20 protein-coding genes are annotated in these 12801 nt (G+C 33.5%); 2 read left to right on the top strand and 18 right to left on the bottom strand.

Annotation, left to right across the window (positions count from 1 at the left end):
• Positions 1-44: 44 nt before the first annotated feature.
• From NYE36_RS09640 to NYE36_RS09630, 3 genes are read right to left on the bottom strand one after another with little or no spacing between them, the layout of a single operon-like run.
• The gene (locus NYE36_RS09640) at positions 45-176 is read right to left on the bottom strand and encodes a hypothetical protein (RefSeq protein ID WP_226565875.1); all 132 of its coding nucleotides are present in this window, start codon (positions 174-176) and stop codon (positions 45-47) included.
• An 11-nt stretch (positions 177-187) separates the two neighbouring features.
• Positions 188-403: a hypothetical protein gene (locus NYE36_RS09635; RefSeq protein WP_053574292.1), complete on the bottom strand. Its 216-nt coding sequence runs from the start codon at positions 401-403 to the stop codon at positions 188-190.
• Positions 404-405: 2 nt separating this feature from the next.
• Positions 406-657 carry a hypothetical protein gene (locus NYE36_RS09630; RefSeq protein ID WP_014470146.1) on the bottom strand — a complete coding sequence of 84 codons (252 nt, stop codon included), beginning with the start codon at positions 655-657 and terminating at the stop codon, positions 406-408.
• 70 nt (positions 658-727) lie between these two features.
• On the opposite strand from NYE36_RS09630, the gene NYE36_RS09625 reads away from it, so the two are divergent.
• A complete protein-coding gene (locus tag NYE36_RS09625; RefSeq protein WP_014417903.1) occupies positions 728-910 on the top strand; it encodes a hypothetical protein in 183 nt (60 codons plus the stop codon).
• A gap of 10 nt (positions 911-920) precedes the next feature.
• Here NYE36_RS09625 and NYE36_RS09620 read toward each other — a convergent pair whose 3' ends face one another.
• The 9 genes from NYE36_RS09620 to NYE36_RS09580 form a co-directional block, all read right to left on the bottom strand.
• Entirely contained in the window at positions 921-1145 is a 225-nt protein-coding gene (locus tag NYE36_RS09620) for a hypothetical protein (protein ID WP_327973126.1), read from the bottom strand.
• Positions 1146-1169: 24 nt separating this feature from the next.
• The gene (locus NYE36_RS09615) at positions 1170-1397 is read right to left on the bottom strand and encodes a hypothetical protein (protein WP_327973125.1); all 228 of its coding nucleotides are present in this window, start codon (positions 1395-1397) and stop codon (positions 1170-1172) included.
• 34 nt (positions 1398-1431) lie between these two features.
• On the bottom strand, positions 1432-2382 hold the full coding sequence (locus NYE36_RS09610) for a DUF4062 domain-containing protein (protein WP_327973123.1): 951 nt from the start codon (positions 2380-2382) through the stop codon (positions 1432-1434).
• Positions 2379-2897 (bottom strand): hypothetical protein, encoded by a 519-nt coding sequence (locus tag NYE36_RS09605; RefSeq protein ID WP_327973121.1) that lies wholly within the window; start codon positions 2895-2897, stop codon positions 2379-2381. The genes NYE36_RS09610 and NYE36_RS09605 overlap by 4 nt, the downstream gene beginning before the upstream one ends.
• Before the next feature lie 12 nt (positions 2898-2909).
• Positions 2910-3227, bottom strand: coding sequence for a hypothetical protein (locus tag NYE36_RS09600; protein WP_327973119.1), 318 nt, complete (start codon positions 3225-3227; stop codon positions 2910-2912).
• Between the two features lie 133 nt (positions 3228-3360).
• Positions 3361-3693, bottom strand: a complete 333-nt coding sequence (locus tag NYE36_RS09595; protein ID WP_342496898.1) for a hypothetical protein — start codon at positions 3691-3693, stop codon at positions 3361-3363.
• Between the two features lie 87 nt (positions 3694-3780).
• Positions 3781-4014 (bottom strand): helix-turn-helix transcriptional regulator, encoded by a 234-nt coding sequence (locus NYE36_RS09590; RefSeq protein ID WP_205164311.1) that lies wholly within the window; start codon positions 4012-4014, stop codon positions 3781-3783.
• 93 nt (positions 4015-4107) lie between these two features.
• Positions 4108-4545, bottom strand: a complete 438-nt coding sequence (locus tag NYE36_RS09585) for a hypothetical protein (RefSeq protein WP_095353117.1) — start codon at positions 4543-4545, stop codon at positions 4108-4110.
• A gap of 79 nt (positions 4546-4624) precedes the next feature.
• Positions 4625-4897, bottom strand: coding sequence for a hypothetical protein (locus NYE36_RS09580; protein WP_113766192.1), 273 nt, complete (start codon positions 4895-4897; stop codon positions 4625-4627).
• A gap of 470 nt (positions 4898-5367) precedes the next feature.
• Between NYE36_RS09580 and NYE36_RS09575 the strand changes: the two genes are divergently transcribed.
• Entirely contained in the window at positions 5368-6459 is a 1092-nt protein-coding gene (locus NYE36_RS09575; protein WP_342496897.1) for an acyltransferase, read from the top strand.
• Positions 6460-7005: 546 nt separating this feature from the next.
• Here the strand turns inward: NYE36_RS09575 and NYE36_RS09570 are convergent.
• The 6 genes from NYE36_RS09570 to NYE36_RS09545 all read right to left on the bottom strand — a co-directional run bounded on the left by NYE36_RS09570 (position 7006) and on the right by NYE36_RS09545 (position 12703).
• Positions 7006-7335 carry a hypothetical protein gene (locus tag NYE36_RS09570; RefSeq protein ID WP_215532388.1) on the bottom strand — a complete coding sequence of 110 codons (330 nt, stop codon included), beginning with the start codon at positions 7333-7335 and terminating at the stop codon, positions 7006-7008.
• Between the two features lie 100 nt (positions 7336-7435).
• Positions 7436-7753: a hypothetical protein gene (locus tag NYE36_RS09565; protein WP_215532389.1), complete on the bottom strand. Its 318-nt coding sequence runs from the start codon at positions 7751-7753 to the stop codon at positions 7436-7438.
• A 153-nt stretch (positions 7754-7906) separates the two neighbouring features.
• Complete coding sequence (locus NYE36_RS09560; protein ID WP_327973106.1) at positions 7907-8056, bottom strand: hypothetical protein; 150 nt, start codon at positions 8054-8056, stop codon at positions 7907-7909.
• Positions 8057-8747: 691 nt separating this feature from the next.
• On the bottom strand, positions 8748-8996 hold the full coding sequence (locus NYE36_RS09555) for a hypothetical protein (RefSeq protein WP_327973105.1): 249 nt from the start codon (positions 8994-8996) through the stop codon (positions 8748-8750).
• A 177-nt stretch (positions 8997-9173) separates the two neighbouring features.
• On the bottom strand, positions 9174-10775 hold the full coding sequence (locus NYE36_RS09550) for a DUF4942 domain-containing protein (protein WP_197200331.1): 1602 nt from the start codon (positions 10773-10775) through the stop codon (positions 9174-9176).
• A gap of 53 nt (positions 10776-10828) precedes the next feature.
• Positions 10829-12703 (bottom strand): LPD29 domain-containing protein, encoded by a 1875-nt coding sequence (locus NYE36_RS09545; RefSeq protein WP_174747226.1) that lies wholly within the window; start codon positions 12701-12703, stop codon positions 10829-10831.
• Between the last annotated feature and the right edge of the window lie 98 nt (positions 12704-12801).

The raw sequence follows: 12801 nt of genomic DNA, 5'->3' as shown, positions 1-12801 counted from the left end.
ATAATGCAATAATAATCTTTATAGTGGAGACTGCATTTGCAAATTTAAAGTCTCTTCCATTCAACATACTCAAATCGCTGCTGATAAAGGTCTTCCAGGATTGTTGCCCATTCAATCCATCCGTCCGCAACGATACTTTTCTTCTCCCCATCCTCAATCCATTCGATCCAGTACAACAAAACGCCCCCTACCTAGTAATAACTTCAATTTGTCTTATAGCAGAAGTGGCTTTAAACTCTGTATGTAGCTCGTTTGCGATCACTAAAGCTTCTGACATTGTAGTGAACTTAGAAGCGCCATGAAGCCCCTTAGATGTCTTATAACCACTTCCATCTAATTTAAATGACTTGAAGTAATCATCATTTTCAAATTGAATAACAAAAAAGTTATCGATAACCGGCATAGCTAACTCCTCTTCAGCAGACCAGCAATTTTTATGGCCAGTGGCAGCAATCCAATTAATATGTAAAACACCATGATATTTATTTTATTCTTAAAGAAAAGTTCAATCATATTCTGCTCCATACCTGGTGAAAATGAATCAATCAGTTCCTGCTTAAACTCTTCATCATAAACCTGATCAACAAATAAGGCCTTAAATCCCGTTAGAAAGCCAACACCAAGCCAGAGTATTAAGAAATATGCTATTCCAATCAAATTAAAACCCTCCTTATATACATCGTCTGGTATTATAGTAGTGTTAAATACTTTGTGTAGGTGAAATTTAATGGAAGAGAAAGATTTTGAGACTAATGGCTACGATGTAACAGTTGTATATGATTATAAGGAGTATCCCGATGTTAAATATGGACGCTGTGACAACTGTGATTACGCTTTATTCAAGAGTTCAGTGAAAAGTGGTGTGTTTTTGCGCGAGTGTCGTAGGTGTGGTATGAAGAAGAGCATTTAAATGCTCTTTTTTATTTCACTGGAATCATGTAGCTTACATATACTTCAATTCCGTCTTCAGTTTTATATTCCGCAATTTTGTCTGGATCCGATTCAATCTTTTCAATAAGCCGCTTTGCACTTTTATTGCCCTTTTCACTATTTGATGCAGCAATCCAAGACCAATAATTCCACTCAGTGATGCAGGACTTAATCTTTTCTGGTATCTCATGACCTATTGTGTAAACCTTTATCATGTATACTCCCCTCCCAAGCTCGCATTATTTAATCCAATTTGCTTGTGGAACGCTCAATACTCGATATTGTTCATCTAAGTAAGCATGTTTCCTTTCCCACGTACTCTTCTTCCATGCTTCTTGACTGGTGAATGACGGATCTAAAGGCTTTGGGTATTCTCCGTTCATCCATCCATCTTCAATATGATTCAGTTTGGCTTCGTTTCCTTTATCATCGTATTTGTACCATACAGTTATCATTTTGGCTGCCATATGTCCTCCCTCTCCCTTTAAAATCGTAGTTTTATTAGCGTTCACTTTGAAAATTATCCATTTCTAATTTCAGAATAAATTTATGTCCGGATTCGGAAAATTGAAATTTTATCTTAGTCCCTACCTTTAATTTTTCTACAAGTCCAAAATTCAGCAAAATAGGTGTTAATTTATAATGAATAAAAGAAGTAACTTTTCCTGTTTTAGAATTGTGTTCATAGCCAATTGAAAATATTTTTGCTGATTTAAGGAATAAATCCAGGGCTGAGATTTCGCCTACAGCTATGTTTATATCATCAGGAAGAGAAATTAATTCATTTTGTAAATATCCCTGCAGCTCTTCATAAGAATAGCCATTAAACTCTAAATCCTTTTTTATTTTCTCTTCTAATTGCACCACTTTTTCCTTGAGGCTCATGTTTTCTTTTAGTAATGTATGATTTTTTTCTTTTATTTCAATCAACCTTCCAACATCCCTACCAGAAACCCATCCGACTAAGTTTTCGTCTTTTTCAAATTCTTTAAGTGATTCATATATTGCCAGTTTAATATCTTTTATATCACTATAAAATTTAGATATTTTACTTAATACAGTATCTTTAAAATCTCGGTATTCTTTATGATGCTCTCTTTCTAAAACATCTTGTCCTTTTTCTTTTACTTTTTCATCAAGAGCGATATCATTAATTACGATTGAAAATCTGGGCTTCCCGGAAATTTCTGCATAATCATACTCCCAATGTGTATAGCTTTTACCTGATTCCTGATCAATTGTTCCGTATCTTCCTCCTAGAATTAACATATAAGCATCTGATTCATCAATCCATTTTTTTATTGTCTCTTTTTGAGATTTATCACCAGATTTGAACAGCTCCATGCCAGCAGGGATATGACCTGCATTAAGAACAGCCTCAACAGCTGCTTGTCTTTCTTCAATTAAATCTGTATATGTAGAGGATATAAATACTTGCAATCTTTTCTTCATATAGTATCTGACCTTTCCCTTAAAGACTGGTTTTTTGTAACTAAATCAATCCTTGAGAACAGCTCGTTCAGTACTCTGTCAGGATCAATACCATTACTATCTAGATTTTCACTTAGCTGTCCCAATAATAGGGCAATCTCATCTCGGTTAAACTTAAATTCTTCCTTGTCTAAGTCTAGTAACAGTTCTAATGACTTCATAACTTTAACAATTTGGACTGGTGAAAGATTTAGTTCGACTTCCTGTTCCCTGTCGATTGCAACTGGAACAGATAATAAAGAAGAAGGGACTTTTAAGCTTCTGCTTCCGAAAAGAATTCTAACCATTTGGCCTTTCAATTCGTAATACTTGTCTTCTAGTCTTCCTTGAGAACCTTTTTTTCTTATCAAGGAAGCTTTTTCTGACGACCCATTATAGTAATTATCATGCAGCAGAACTGCAGTACCGGCAGTCAAGCTTTGTTTTTCTTCTTCAGAAAGTTCGCTTATTTTAACCCATTCTTTATCACTAGCCAATTAAAACCCACCTTAATTATATTTTTCAATGATTCTTGAAGCAGCGTCATTAAAAGCTGTTTCTGGACACTCAGAATTAAAAATATTTAATAACTTTTCTTCTGTGAATTCCCTTTTCATATCCGCAATCATTTGGTTTTCACAGTCATAAGAATTAAAACTTAAATAGGCTAAATCACTGAGCGAAGATGATTCTCCTTCTGGGATTTGTAATTCGATTTGCTGGGGATCATACATATAAAAACTTCCGATGTACTTAAAGCTTTGGGATTCATCCATCCTTTGAATTGTCGAGTCGTCTAAATTCAATTCTGAAATGAATCTATACATTATGCACTCTCCTTTTTTAATCAAGATGAAAGAATGATTTTATAAAGAATCATCCTTAATTTATTCCCTTGCAACTAACTTACCAAGGTTCGTTTCGTAGTAAACTCTCCATCACTCATAGTCAATCAACATTTTATTCATATGTATCAATTATCAATGTTAGTGTTTTATCTTCAAAATTAACTTGATATGTGCTACAACGAACTTCTGCTGTTAAATGATTGTCAATTACAAATTCTTCACCTAGTTCGGCCTCAAAATCTTGCACCAACTTAATATAATCTCTTAGTACATCTTCACTACTTCTATGAATAGTAATACTTGTATTTAAATCTCCCAATTCTATACTCCCGCAGACAGAAGCTAAATCCTCATAGCTCGCGTCTAACTTTACGCCGTTAATGATTACAACCCCGTTACTAATACCTTCTATTTCATTTCCACCTATTAAATGAGCCACTATCATAGTGTCACTTCCCTTCTGATTAAAAGTACGATTTTATGTAGACCCAGAAAATTTGTAATTATTTACTGTTGTTGTAACTTTAGTATATCATGACCACTTTAAGTGATCAATATCTTTTTCATCTTTTTTATAAATCAACAGCTCATGTAGCTCAATATCTAAATAGGAACAGACTTTATCTAAGAGGTCTCTTGGATACCGCTCCATTTCATCATGATAAAGCTTTCTAACTGTGTTAAAACCATGGTCAATATCATTGGACAGCTTTCGAATACTGATATTCCTTTCGTCTAATATCGGCTTTAAATTTGATTTAATCAATTTAACTACCCCACATTCATTATGTATGATCACTTTAAATTATCATTATATCCATAAAAAAGGTCAAGGATATACCTTGACTATGTATTAAACTTACCAATCATCATCCGGCTCATCATGTTCGAATCCATAAAAGCCTTTAATCCAGACGTCACCGCAGCCGGTTCCTTTTGTGATACTTAAGTAATGATTCCTGTTTGCATCACCATTCACCTTATCCTCTGCGCTCAAGTTCAAATGATTTCCCGTGAAATTCTTTTCACTTAGAGTAAAATCATAACCTGCCAGTGTAATTCTTTGGAGTTTAAAATTTAATGTACAACCTTCAGCATTGTAAATGGTGAACCTGTATCCCAACTTAGTTGGCCAATACTCGAGATTGGTGTCATCAGCCATAAAAAAGCCCGTTTCATTCTCAGTCATTTTAAAGCTGACCTTATGTTCATCTTTTGTAATCTTGGCCAAAGTACTTCCGCTACTCAAACACCAAGTTAAAGACACAGCAGCAATGCTCAAACCTAACTTTTTCATTTCCCCACCCCCTTCTTCCAAATTATACTACATTTAAAAAAGGGGGTGGTCTATAATAGGATGTCATCACAGAGACTTTTTATTTTACTTCTTCTGCGCCATATTCAATAAAAGATTCGACATCTTCTTCGTACTCAGCAATGGCCTCTTCTTCTGTTAAACCTTCTTGTTGCATTCTTTCTTCAACACTTAATACTCTACAAATCACTTCGTAATCTTCAAACGCTTCAAAGGCTTGCTGCCTAGCAATATTAATAGCCTCGTCATAACTATCAAAATCAAAAGCTTCTTCATCTCTTGTGATATCGTTTATTGAACCGCCCACGCCATAGAAAAGTTTATATTTTGTCATGTTGACCTCTCCCATTCGATAATTTTATTTTCATCTTGTAAATTAAGTATACAACGACTACTTAAAATAGTCAATAATTTATTTTATATTTATTCTTATTTTTCAGCCATAAATTTAATAAGATCTCCTCCTGGGTAAAATTAAAATATTCACATCTCCAAACCTACCTCATAATTTTCTGTATTTTCCTTCCTGCTTCTTTTCCATGATTTATATCGGTACTTAGCCTAGGAAATGAAACTCCTTCTTTATCTGTGTTCACCGTGATACAGCAAGATATACATGTATCTATGAGTATCTATGTGTGTCTATATATATCAATATCATCATAAACCACACAAAAAATTATATAAAGAACAAAAATATTCATTTTAAAGAACATTTCTTCCATTTTTATGATATAATCATCACTGCTTATAGGCAGCCTTACTGCTTATTCGCCATACGGTATAGGAAAGAGGTTCTTTAAAATGAACGTAAAGCATTCTAACTGTTTCTTTGTTATCAGGCTGTTTGCTGCTCTATGTGTGTTAGTTGGTCATGCTACAAGAGATCTAAACATTTCTGTCTTTGGTTATACTCCAGAGAGTAAAGCAATGTTTCACACCGGTATATCAATCTTCTTTTTTCTAAGCGCATTTTTCCTTTTCACTTCTTATGAGAGATCCAAGCTTAAAGGAAACAATATAAACGATTTTTATTGGAGCCGAATTATCAGGATCGCACCCGCAATATACACCTATGCTATTACCTCCACGGTACTGTTAATTGTTCTAGGAGCTCTTTCATTAACAGTATTCACTACAAAAGATTACTGGATATGGCTTCTGAGCAATCTTGTGCTATACCCTCAATACTTCCCTGACATATTCCATCATATTGGCACAGGTCGCCTTAACGATTCACTTTGGACAATTCCTGTTCAAATTAGCTTTTACTTAGTGTTACCAGCTATTTATTGGTTATTTAAACGTTTCGGATTTAAGAAAATGATTCTTTGTTCTTTTGCTGTTTCCGCTTTAAGTGTTTTGGTTTCTTTCGTAACTTTAAAGTTCTTGCCTGGGAATCTTATCGGTAACCTATACTTACATTCTTTCCTGCCGCAAATGTTTTATTTCACGTTGGGAATCTTCTGGGCAAAGGCATGGAATAAGTCGCCGCAGCATATCGTTTTATTTTTTTCTTCTGTTACTTTATTTTTATTCTTTAAAATTGACCTTTTACATCTCAGTTCAATAAACAGTACACTATGGAGTTTTTTATGGTTTATCCCTTTGAGCTATGCGATCGTCTGGTTCGGATACAATGGGCCGAAGATATTGTGGCAGCTAAACAGGTTAGACGATATCAGCATGGGAATTTTCATATGGCATATGGTGATTATCAACATCTTCTTGTACACCGGAATTTATAAGTCACTATCAGATTACCCGCTGATTATAGTTCTAATTGTTGTCACTGCTGCAATCGCATTTCTTTCGTACAGAATAGTGGAAAAACCCGCTCTTAAATTACGTAATATCAAGAAAAACAAACCAGTCAAAACAAGGATTGCGAGCTAACTGCAAGGGCTGTTCTTATGTAGGCAGCCCGAATCCTGTTTAGCATGAAATGGTGTTTTTATTTAAAATAGGCTTTGGAATACTAACGTTTCATCCAATAACTTTGATATTTTCGCTTTCACATGATGGACAATCTCCATCAAAGTCATCGCCAATCCATTTATACCCACACTCTTCACACTTGATCAGTAGCTCATCCATTTTATCTCCCCTTTTCATTCTGTTTCGTAAACAACAGATGTCTTTTCATTTTCTTTTACCGTCTGTTCCACAACAAAGCCTGTATTATTAAAAATTTCTCTATAATCTTTAGGATTATGAATGACATAATGCTTAAACCCAAGTTTGTTTGCTCTCTCATTTGCCAGGCTTCAATTTGTATAAACTCTCCCAGTGGCTCAACACATGCTACTTCGTACATGCAGTCGTCATAAGTATTGAGTAGAACCTGTGTTTCCTCTGTTATTTGCCCTTTGTCCATCATCTCTTGCAATGAATCAATCAATTTTTTAACCTTCATGGTTATTATATTTCCCCTCTCTTTAGCTACTCAGTTGGCCTAATTAATCGTTCAATCCCTTTTACATAATCAAAAAAGTCGTCTTGATCGTCAAGAATGTCGAACATGTCATGGTCGCCTGTAAAAAGCCATTGTGGATTCTCACCATTTGTTTGAATCTCCATTATAAAGGTGGTATCGCCTTCTACAATATCTTCATCTTCTTCGATCTCATAATGATACTCAATCAATTTTTTTAAAGCTTGACTATCTTTTATTTCTTTTGAATAAAATGTTAACCCCTGATCTTCATACTCTTTTAATTTAAAGCCATTATCCAGTAAAAATTGAAGGACGTTTTCATTTAAAGTTGTCATAATTATTTCATCTCCCATTCAAGAATTTAAAAATACTAACAACCTCCTGCATAAGCAGGAACGCTCAGGGCTTAATGCGGTTTATTCTCCCCCTGAGGAGCTAGATAACACGGGCAAGTCTTTCACGGTATAGTTCGGTTGTAACTCGACTATCTTCTATATCGAACAAAATCGTTCTCTTATCTTTTCCCATTGCTTCTGCTAGAGTCTCTATTTCATTTTGAGAAAAACTATTTAAAGTGTCCTGTCTATTCTTTGTTATATACTCTGAAACTTCTATTAGAGTCCCTTCGAACATCACTTCGCCGAATTTAGATACTGTACAAATATTTTGGTTTCTTTTAAAGATTGTGTATCCGTTAATCTCTTCTTTTTGATTGTTGCTGATCTCTTTAATTTGATTGACTAATGTATTCATTTCTCGTTCCCTCATTTCAATTTTTTCTATACTTTTATTATACATTGACTACTTTAAATAGTCAACTGTTTTTGGCAGGTATTTGCTTATTTGGGATGGTATGAAACTGCTGTTTTATTCAGATTCCAAGGCACTATGTTCTATTCTTACTTGCTAATCTGAATGCTGAATGAGATCGCCGTCAAAAAAGATTAGTAACTCTACACGCTGCCCTCTGATGTATGTATCAATTTTAATAGTCCCATCTTCAATCATTTCTCTGATACTCTCTTTGACAACTTGTTTTACTTGTTCCTCAGTCACGTTTCTCCACTCTCCTATCTGTTAGAAATTGTTGTTTTATTCTATAATACAAATGTTTTTGACTCTTCATTCGCAACTAACAAGACAAATCCTTGCTCTTCATCTTCCTTTTTATGTGTTTCACAGTAATCTGAAATTCCCCAAAATCTGTTTGGGTATGTAGTGTTTTTTGAAGGTGAATAAATTTTGTATCTGTTAACCTTTCCGTTACATTCTTTTGAACTACAAGTACAAATCATTTCAATCTCTCCATTCTCTCTACTATTGTAAGTAAACTCCAAGTCATCTATATTCGATATACGAACTAAGTTTTTAATCCTCTAACGGTCTACATATATACTCTATAGATAGATAAACATCCATATCCTTTTTGCATTCTGGACACGTAACAGTATGCACGTCCATATTAGCGTTGCAAGCGTTACGACCATTGAATACATGACCACAATATACGCATTGGCAATTGTCAACAGTTACGGTTTCCTCACTAAATAGTTTATTTTTCCCCATCAATAATCTTCCTTTCTATAAAATCTTTCAGCCTTTTGCTTTTCAATATTGTACTCTGCACATATTCAGAATCATATGTATTATCTCGTTTTGCAAATCTATGAGGATATTTCAAATTTTTCAATAATATTCACTTTCGTTGTCATGTCTTCAATCTCTCCATTCTGTTTAAGTATTGTTTTTATTCGGCATCTTTTAGAGCTAAAGTCATCTGTTCGATTGCTCTTTCATAGGCTGTTAGCTTATTTAAGTACGAATCTAGGTATATTCCACTAGCCTGCAATCCACCTTGATCATAAAGCGTTTCATTATTCTCTATTTTTCTTTCAAGATTCGCAATTGTATTTTTAATTGTTTCAATTTGACTTACTAATCGTGATTTTGCTTGATCTCTTTCAGCTTCTAAGATCATCAGATTTGTATTTTTCAATTTTAACCTCTCCATTCTGTTTAAAATATGCATTTCATTTTGTTTTAGTTATTTTATTTTCATCTTTAAAATATGTATACTTCGCTGTTGTTTTAACTTGATTTAAGTATAGCATGACTATTTTAAATAATCAATGATTATTTTATTTTTATCCTTAAAAATGTGTATTTCAAGCTATTATGATGTAAGCATGAGAAGCTTCGATGTATCCAGGATATAATAAGAAGCGTTATTTACCGTTTCATTGTAAGATTGCGCACCCTCAAAATTATTGATTACGTCTTTTTCTTCTGCTGTCATATCCTGATATTTCACCTTACCATACGAAGGAGGAAGCCAGTTTTTCTTTTGGCTACCAAAGATATTAAATTTCTTTAGAATTTCCATATCTTTAAACTCGATGTGACATGTCCCTTTTTTATAAAAAGTTACATAGAAGTACTTTAACTCTATTTTTTTCGTCTCCCCATAATGCTCAGCTAATTTTAAAGTTTCAACAATATTTATGTCTTCTGTCAATCCATTGTCAAGATAATTGAAAACTTTTTCGATATCTTTCAACTTTTCTAAGACCTTATAATCTGTTGGATTATACCGACCATCTAGCCAGCTATACACGTTCAATGGAATAATTATTTTTTTATTAATTTTATATGATTTATTTGTTTTCCACCCATTATATAAATGCACATTTTTTGAGGATTCATCATAGTAATGCTTGTGGCTAAATTCTTCAAAAAGATTAAGTATTGTATCTTCTACGCCCTGCGTCATCTCTTTGCTCATCTGAATTCTTAATGTATAGATATTGAACAAAGAAAAGTCATAATCTTTTAATTCCTCAACGTGCTGCAAATACTTTTGTTTCAGATTGCTTGTGAAGAGCCCCATAAATTGATCATTGTTAAATAACGTATTCCAATACTTCGCCCTAATTTGTTTTATATATGCATTCTCTATGTCATTTTCTTCGGTATTCTTATCAATTAGCAGCTTCAATATTGGAGTACTGTCATCATTGAAACTATGCAGCATTAATGGTTTTAAACTGTTATATTCATTGATTAATTTTAAACCCGCTTTGATTTCATAATTGAACTGTTCTACAATTCCTTTTATAAAGTCTGCATTCACTAACTGTGTTGCTTTATAATCGGCACTAATTTTATGGGACTCATCTTTTTTCAATTCTTCTATTAGAACGCTGCTATATTCTTGTTTTTCAATGCTTATGTATATTAGCGCCGTTTCAACTTCTGTGCTTCGCTCTGAGTTCGAAAAAGCGTTTTGAATGTATTCAACTTCTGCATTTATCTCCTCTAGCTTACGTATCAGAAATTTCCTGTCATTTGAATACGGATTTTTTAATGTTTCGGCGTTTAACAAGCAAACAATTTGGCCGGATCTTTGTTGCTTCTCAATTAACTCAATGGCCTTTAATAAGTGTTTAGCACCGTCGCTAAAAGGTGGATTCATAAAAATCAAATCGTATTTCTTGTATGTTCTAAACGTCAGAAAATCATCAGCTATTACTCTGTACTCTTTTCCTTTAAGTATGTGTCTCAAGTTTTCATCTTGTTCAATTGTCTCAATGTCATATTTCGAATTCCTTCTATAGTTGCTGGTGTTTTTAAATTGATTGTGAATAGCTTCTACTAAATTCCCTTTGCCTGCTGACGGCTCCAGAACAGAGTTTATGTGCTTCCATTCCACTTTAGATGTCATTTTTCGGATTAACTGTGGTGGTGTCGGATAAAAATCCGGATTATCTTTAAACATTTTAATTTCCCCTTTGGTGAGGAAATGATATCTTCTCCCATCCCCTCATGAGTTTATAGATTAGGCTTATACGTGTTGATTATTGGTTTGAAGCTTTTATTATTTAAGTAATTTAAAACCTCGTCAAATTGTCTTTTGTCACACGAGTAGTACTTACTGTGAATTATTTTAGCCCCCTCTGGTTTAACCTCTACATTATTCAATACTGTTTCCTGCAGCGAGTGCCAGCCTTTGAACATCAGCATTTCTGAATAGAAGTGACGATAATATAATTTTCTTTTACTTTCAGGCCGGTATGTCAACTTGACTGCATTATCATATTGGGCATATTTAGTTGGCCGGTAACTGTCATATGTTATTCTTTCAGTAATTAAAGATCCAAGATCAGATATGTAAAACAGAGTATATTTTTCACCTTTTTCAAGATCAGCATTTTTAAATTGTTCTTGAATGCTGTCAACTTCATGGAGAATTCTGTATAAAGCAATTTTTAATTTTTCTGTATCTGCTTGTTGGATAACATTTTTACTCAAATTTAAATTATTCAATTTCAATTTTTCTTTGAGTGAAGTTTTATATTTGTCCCAGTCTTCATTATTCCAGGTTACAAATATATCTAATTCCTCAATAACTGCACTTGAAATGTCTTCTAACTTATCTGCCTGATGTTTTAACTCCTGTAATTCTTCTTCTTTTACTACTTGCTTATGAGTAATCGACTTTTCAATTTTTACATTATCCACTAGGCCAACATATCTTGCATAAGAATAGCCTTGAGCATCTACAATAAATTGCAATTTCCCATCGTAGTACACTCCTACGCCATATAAATTCCATTTGACTGTGTTCTTTTCTAAATCGTCCATATTGTAATAATCAATCATTGAGTTAATTCTGTTGTCTTCGGTAAAGCTTCCACCGGTTTCCGCAAGAAAATCAAAATCATTTAAAAGCATGTTAGAAAAGTTGTTTAAAGCTTCTTCAGTATTGAAATGTACTTCTTTTGTAATTTTCACATTTTCAAGTCTGTAGTCACATTTAGCAACCTCATCTTTATATTGATCAAGTGTTTGATTTTTGTTTAAGTTGGCAAACTGTGCATCAATAACAAAATACTCTTGATCTTCATTCAGTTGTTTTACTACAATGCTGCTATAGATATTTTTGGCTTGTTTCTTTTCTTCTTCTTGCCGTCTCTTATATTCAGCATTTTTAAGCTCTTCTTGCTCTTTTAAATATTCCTGAAGTTCTTTTTCTTTTCTCGCTTTCTCGGCTTCTTCGAATTCTTCCATCTTTGAATCAAACAGTGTCATATCTTCTTTAATTTCTTCTGTTTGTTCTGTCACTGTGTATTCCCAATCTAATGAAACACGACCATAGAAATTGTAACTACCTGCGTAATCAGTGTATGGATCTGCTGGGCTGTAGCAATGGCGATAATTGTTTAAAAGACTGTTGCAATAATCATAAATCGCAGTCAAATAAGCTGAGCCTTTTTCATAAGGACTTGATTTGATTGTGATGTTAATAGTGCTATGTAAATAGCTTCCCCCAGTAGTAACAGAGAATTTGCATTGTGGGAAACGTTGTCTTATATGCTTTCTTATTTCCTTTGCCATTTCTTTTACTTCTTGTTCCTTATTTACTTCTAATTCACTCCATTGTGTTGCATCCCACAGACTCATATTTACACCCTTAGCTTTCTTTTTGGTTTTTGTGATTGTTTTAGAAGATGAGATTTCTTGTTTAGTGACACCATTAGCGACCTGCATTGATTTTTCTGTCCGTTTGCTCCACCAACATTTTTTGAATCCAGAGTATCGAAAACCGTTTGATTTAAGATGAGTTAAAACCTCTTGTTCTGGTTTACTATCAAAATAAAGTTCAATTCCGTTTAACTCTTCGTTAATTCTTAAAACAGCTGTCATTTTCAACCTCTCCATTCTTTATAATAATTTTATTTTTATTCTAAATGTATGTAATCCTTTGACTTGATTTAATTTTAACATGATCACTTTAAATGTTC

The organism is Bacillus sp. FSL R5-0593 (genome assembly GCF_038603755.1).
Classification (GTDB): Bacteria; Bacillota; Bacilli; order Bacillales; family Bacillaceae; genus Bacillus; species Bacillus velezensis.
The sequence above is the reverse complement of the archived record's forward strand: the minus strand, read 5'-3'. Positions and strand labels throughout refer to the sequence as shown.

Bases quoted from the DNA above. Each gene is read 5' to 3' on its own strand.
- NYE36_RS09635 (WP_053574292.1), bottom strand. From the start codon at position 403: ATGCCGGTTATCGATAACTTTTTTGTTATTCAATTTGAAAATGATGAT.
- NYE36_RS09625 (WP_014417903.1), top strand. From the start codon at position 728: ATGGAAGAGAAAGATTTTGAGACTAATGGCTACGATGTAACAGTTGTA.
- NYE36_RS09620 (WP_327973126.1), bottom strand. From the start codon at position 1,145: ATGATAAAGGTTTACACAATAGGTCATGAGATACCAGAAAAGATTAAG.
- NYE36_RS09615 (WP_327973125.1), bottom strand. From the start codon at position 1,397: ATGGCAGCCAAAATGATAACTGTATGGTACAAATACGATGATAAAGGA.
- NYE36_RS09610 (WP_327973123.1), bottom strand. From the start codon at position 2,382: ATGAAGAAAAGATTGCAAGTATTTATATCCTCTACATATACAGATTTA.
- NYE36_RS09600 (WP_327973119.1), bottom strand. From the start codon at position 3,227: ATGTATAGATTCATTTCAGAATTGAATTTAGACGACTCGACAATTCAA.
- NYE36_RS09595 (WP_342496898.1), bottom strand. From the start codon at position 3,693: ATGATAGTGGCTCATTTAATAGGTGGAAATGAAATAGAAGGTATTAGT.
- NYE36_RS09585 (WP_095353117.1), bottom strand. From the start codon at position 4,545: ATGAAAAAGTTAGGTTTGAGCATTGCTGCTGTGTCTTTAACTTGGTGT.
- NYE36_RS09580 (WP_113766192.1), bottom strand. From the start codon at position 4,897: ATGACAAAATATAAACTTTTCTATGGCGTGGGCGGTTCAATAAACGAT.
- NYE36_RS09575 (WP_342496897.1), top strand. From the start codon at position 5,368: ATGAACGTAAAGCATTCTAACTGTTTCTTTGTTATCAGGCTGTTTGCT.
- NYE36_RS09570 (WP_215532388.1), bottom strand. From the start codon at position 7,335: ATGACAACTTTAAATGAAAACGTCCTTCAATTTTTACTGGATAATGGC.
- NYE36_RS09565 (WP_215532389.1), bottom strand. From the start codon at position 7,753: ATGAATACATTAGTCAATCAAATTAAAGAGATCAGCAACAATCAAAAA.
- NYE36_RS09550 (WP_197200331.1), bottom strand. From the start codon at position 10,775: ATGTTTAAAGATAATCCGGATTTTTATCCGACACCACCACAGTTAATC.
- NYE36_RS09545 (WP_174747226.1), bottom strand. From the start codon at position 12,703: ATGACAGCTGTTTTAAGAATTAACGAAGAGTTAAACGGAATTGAACTT.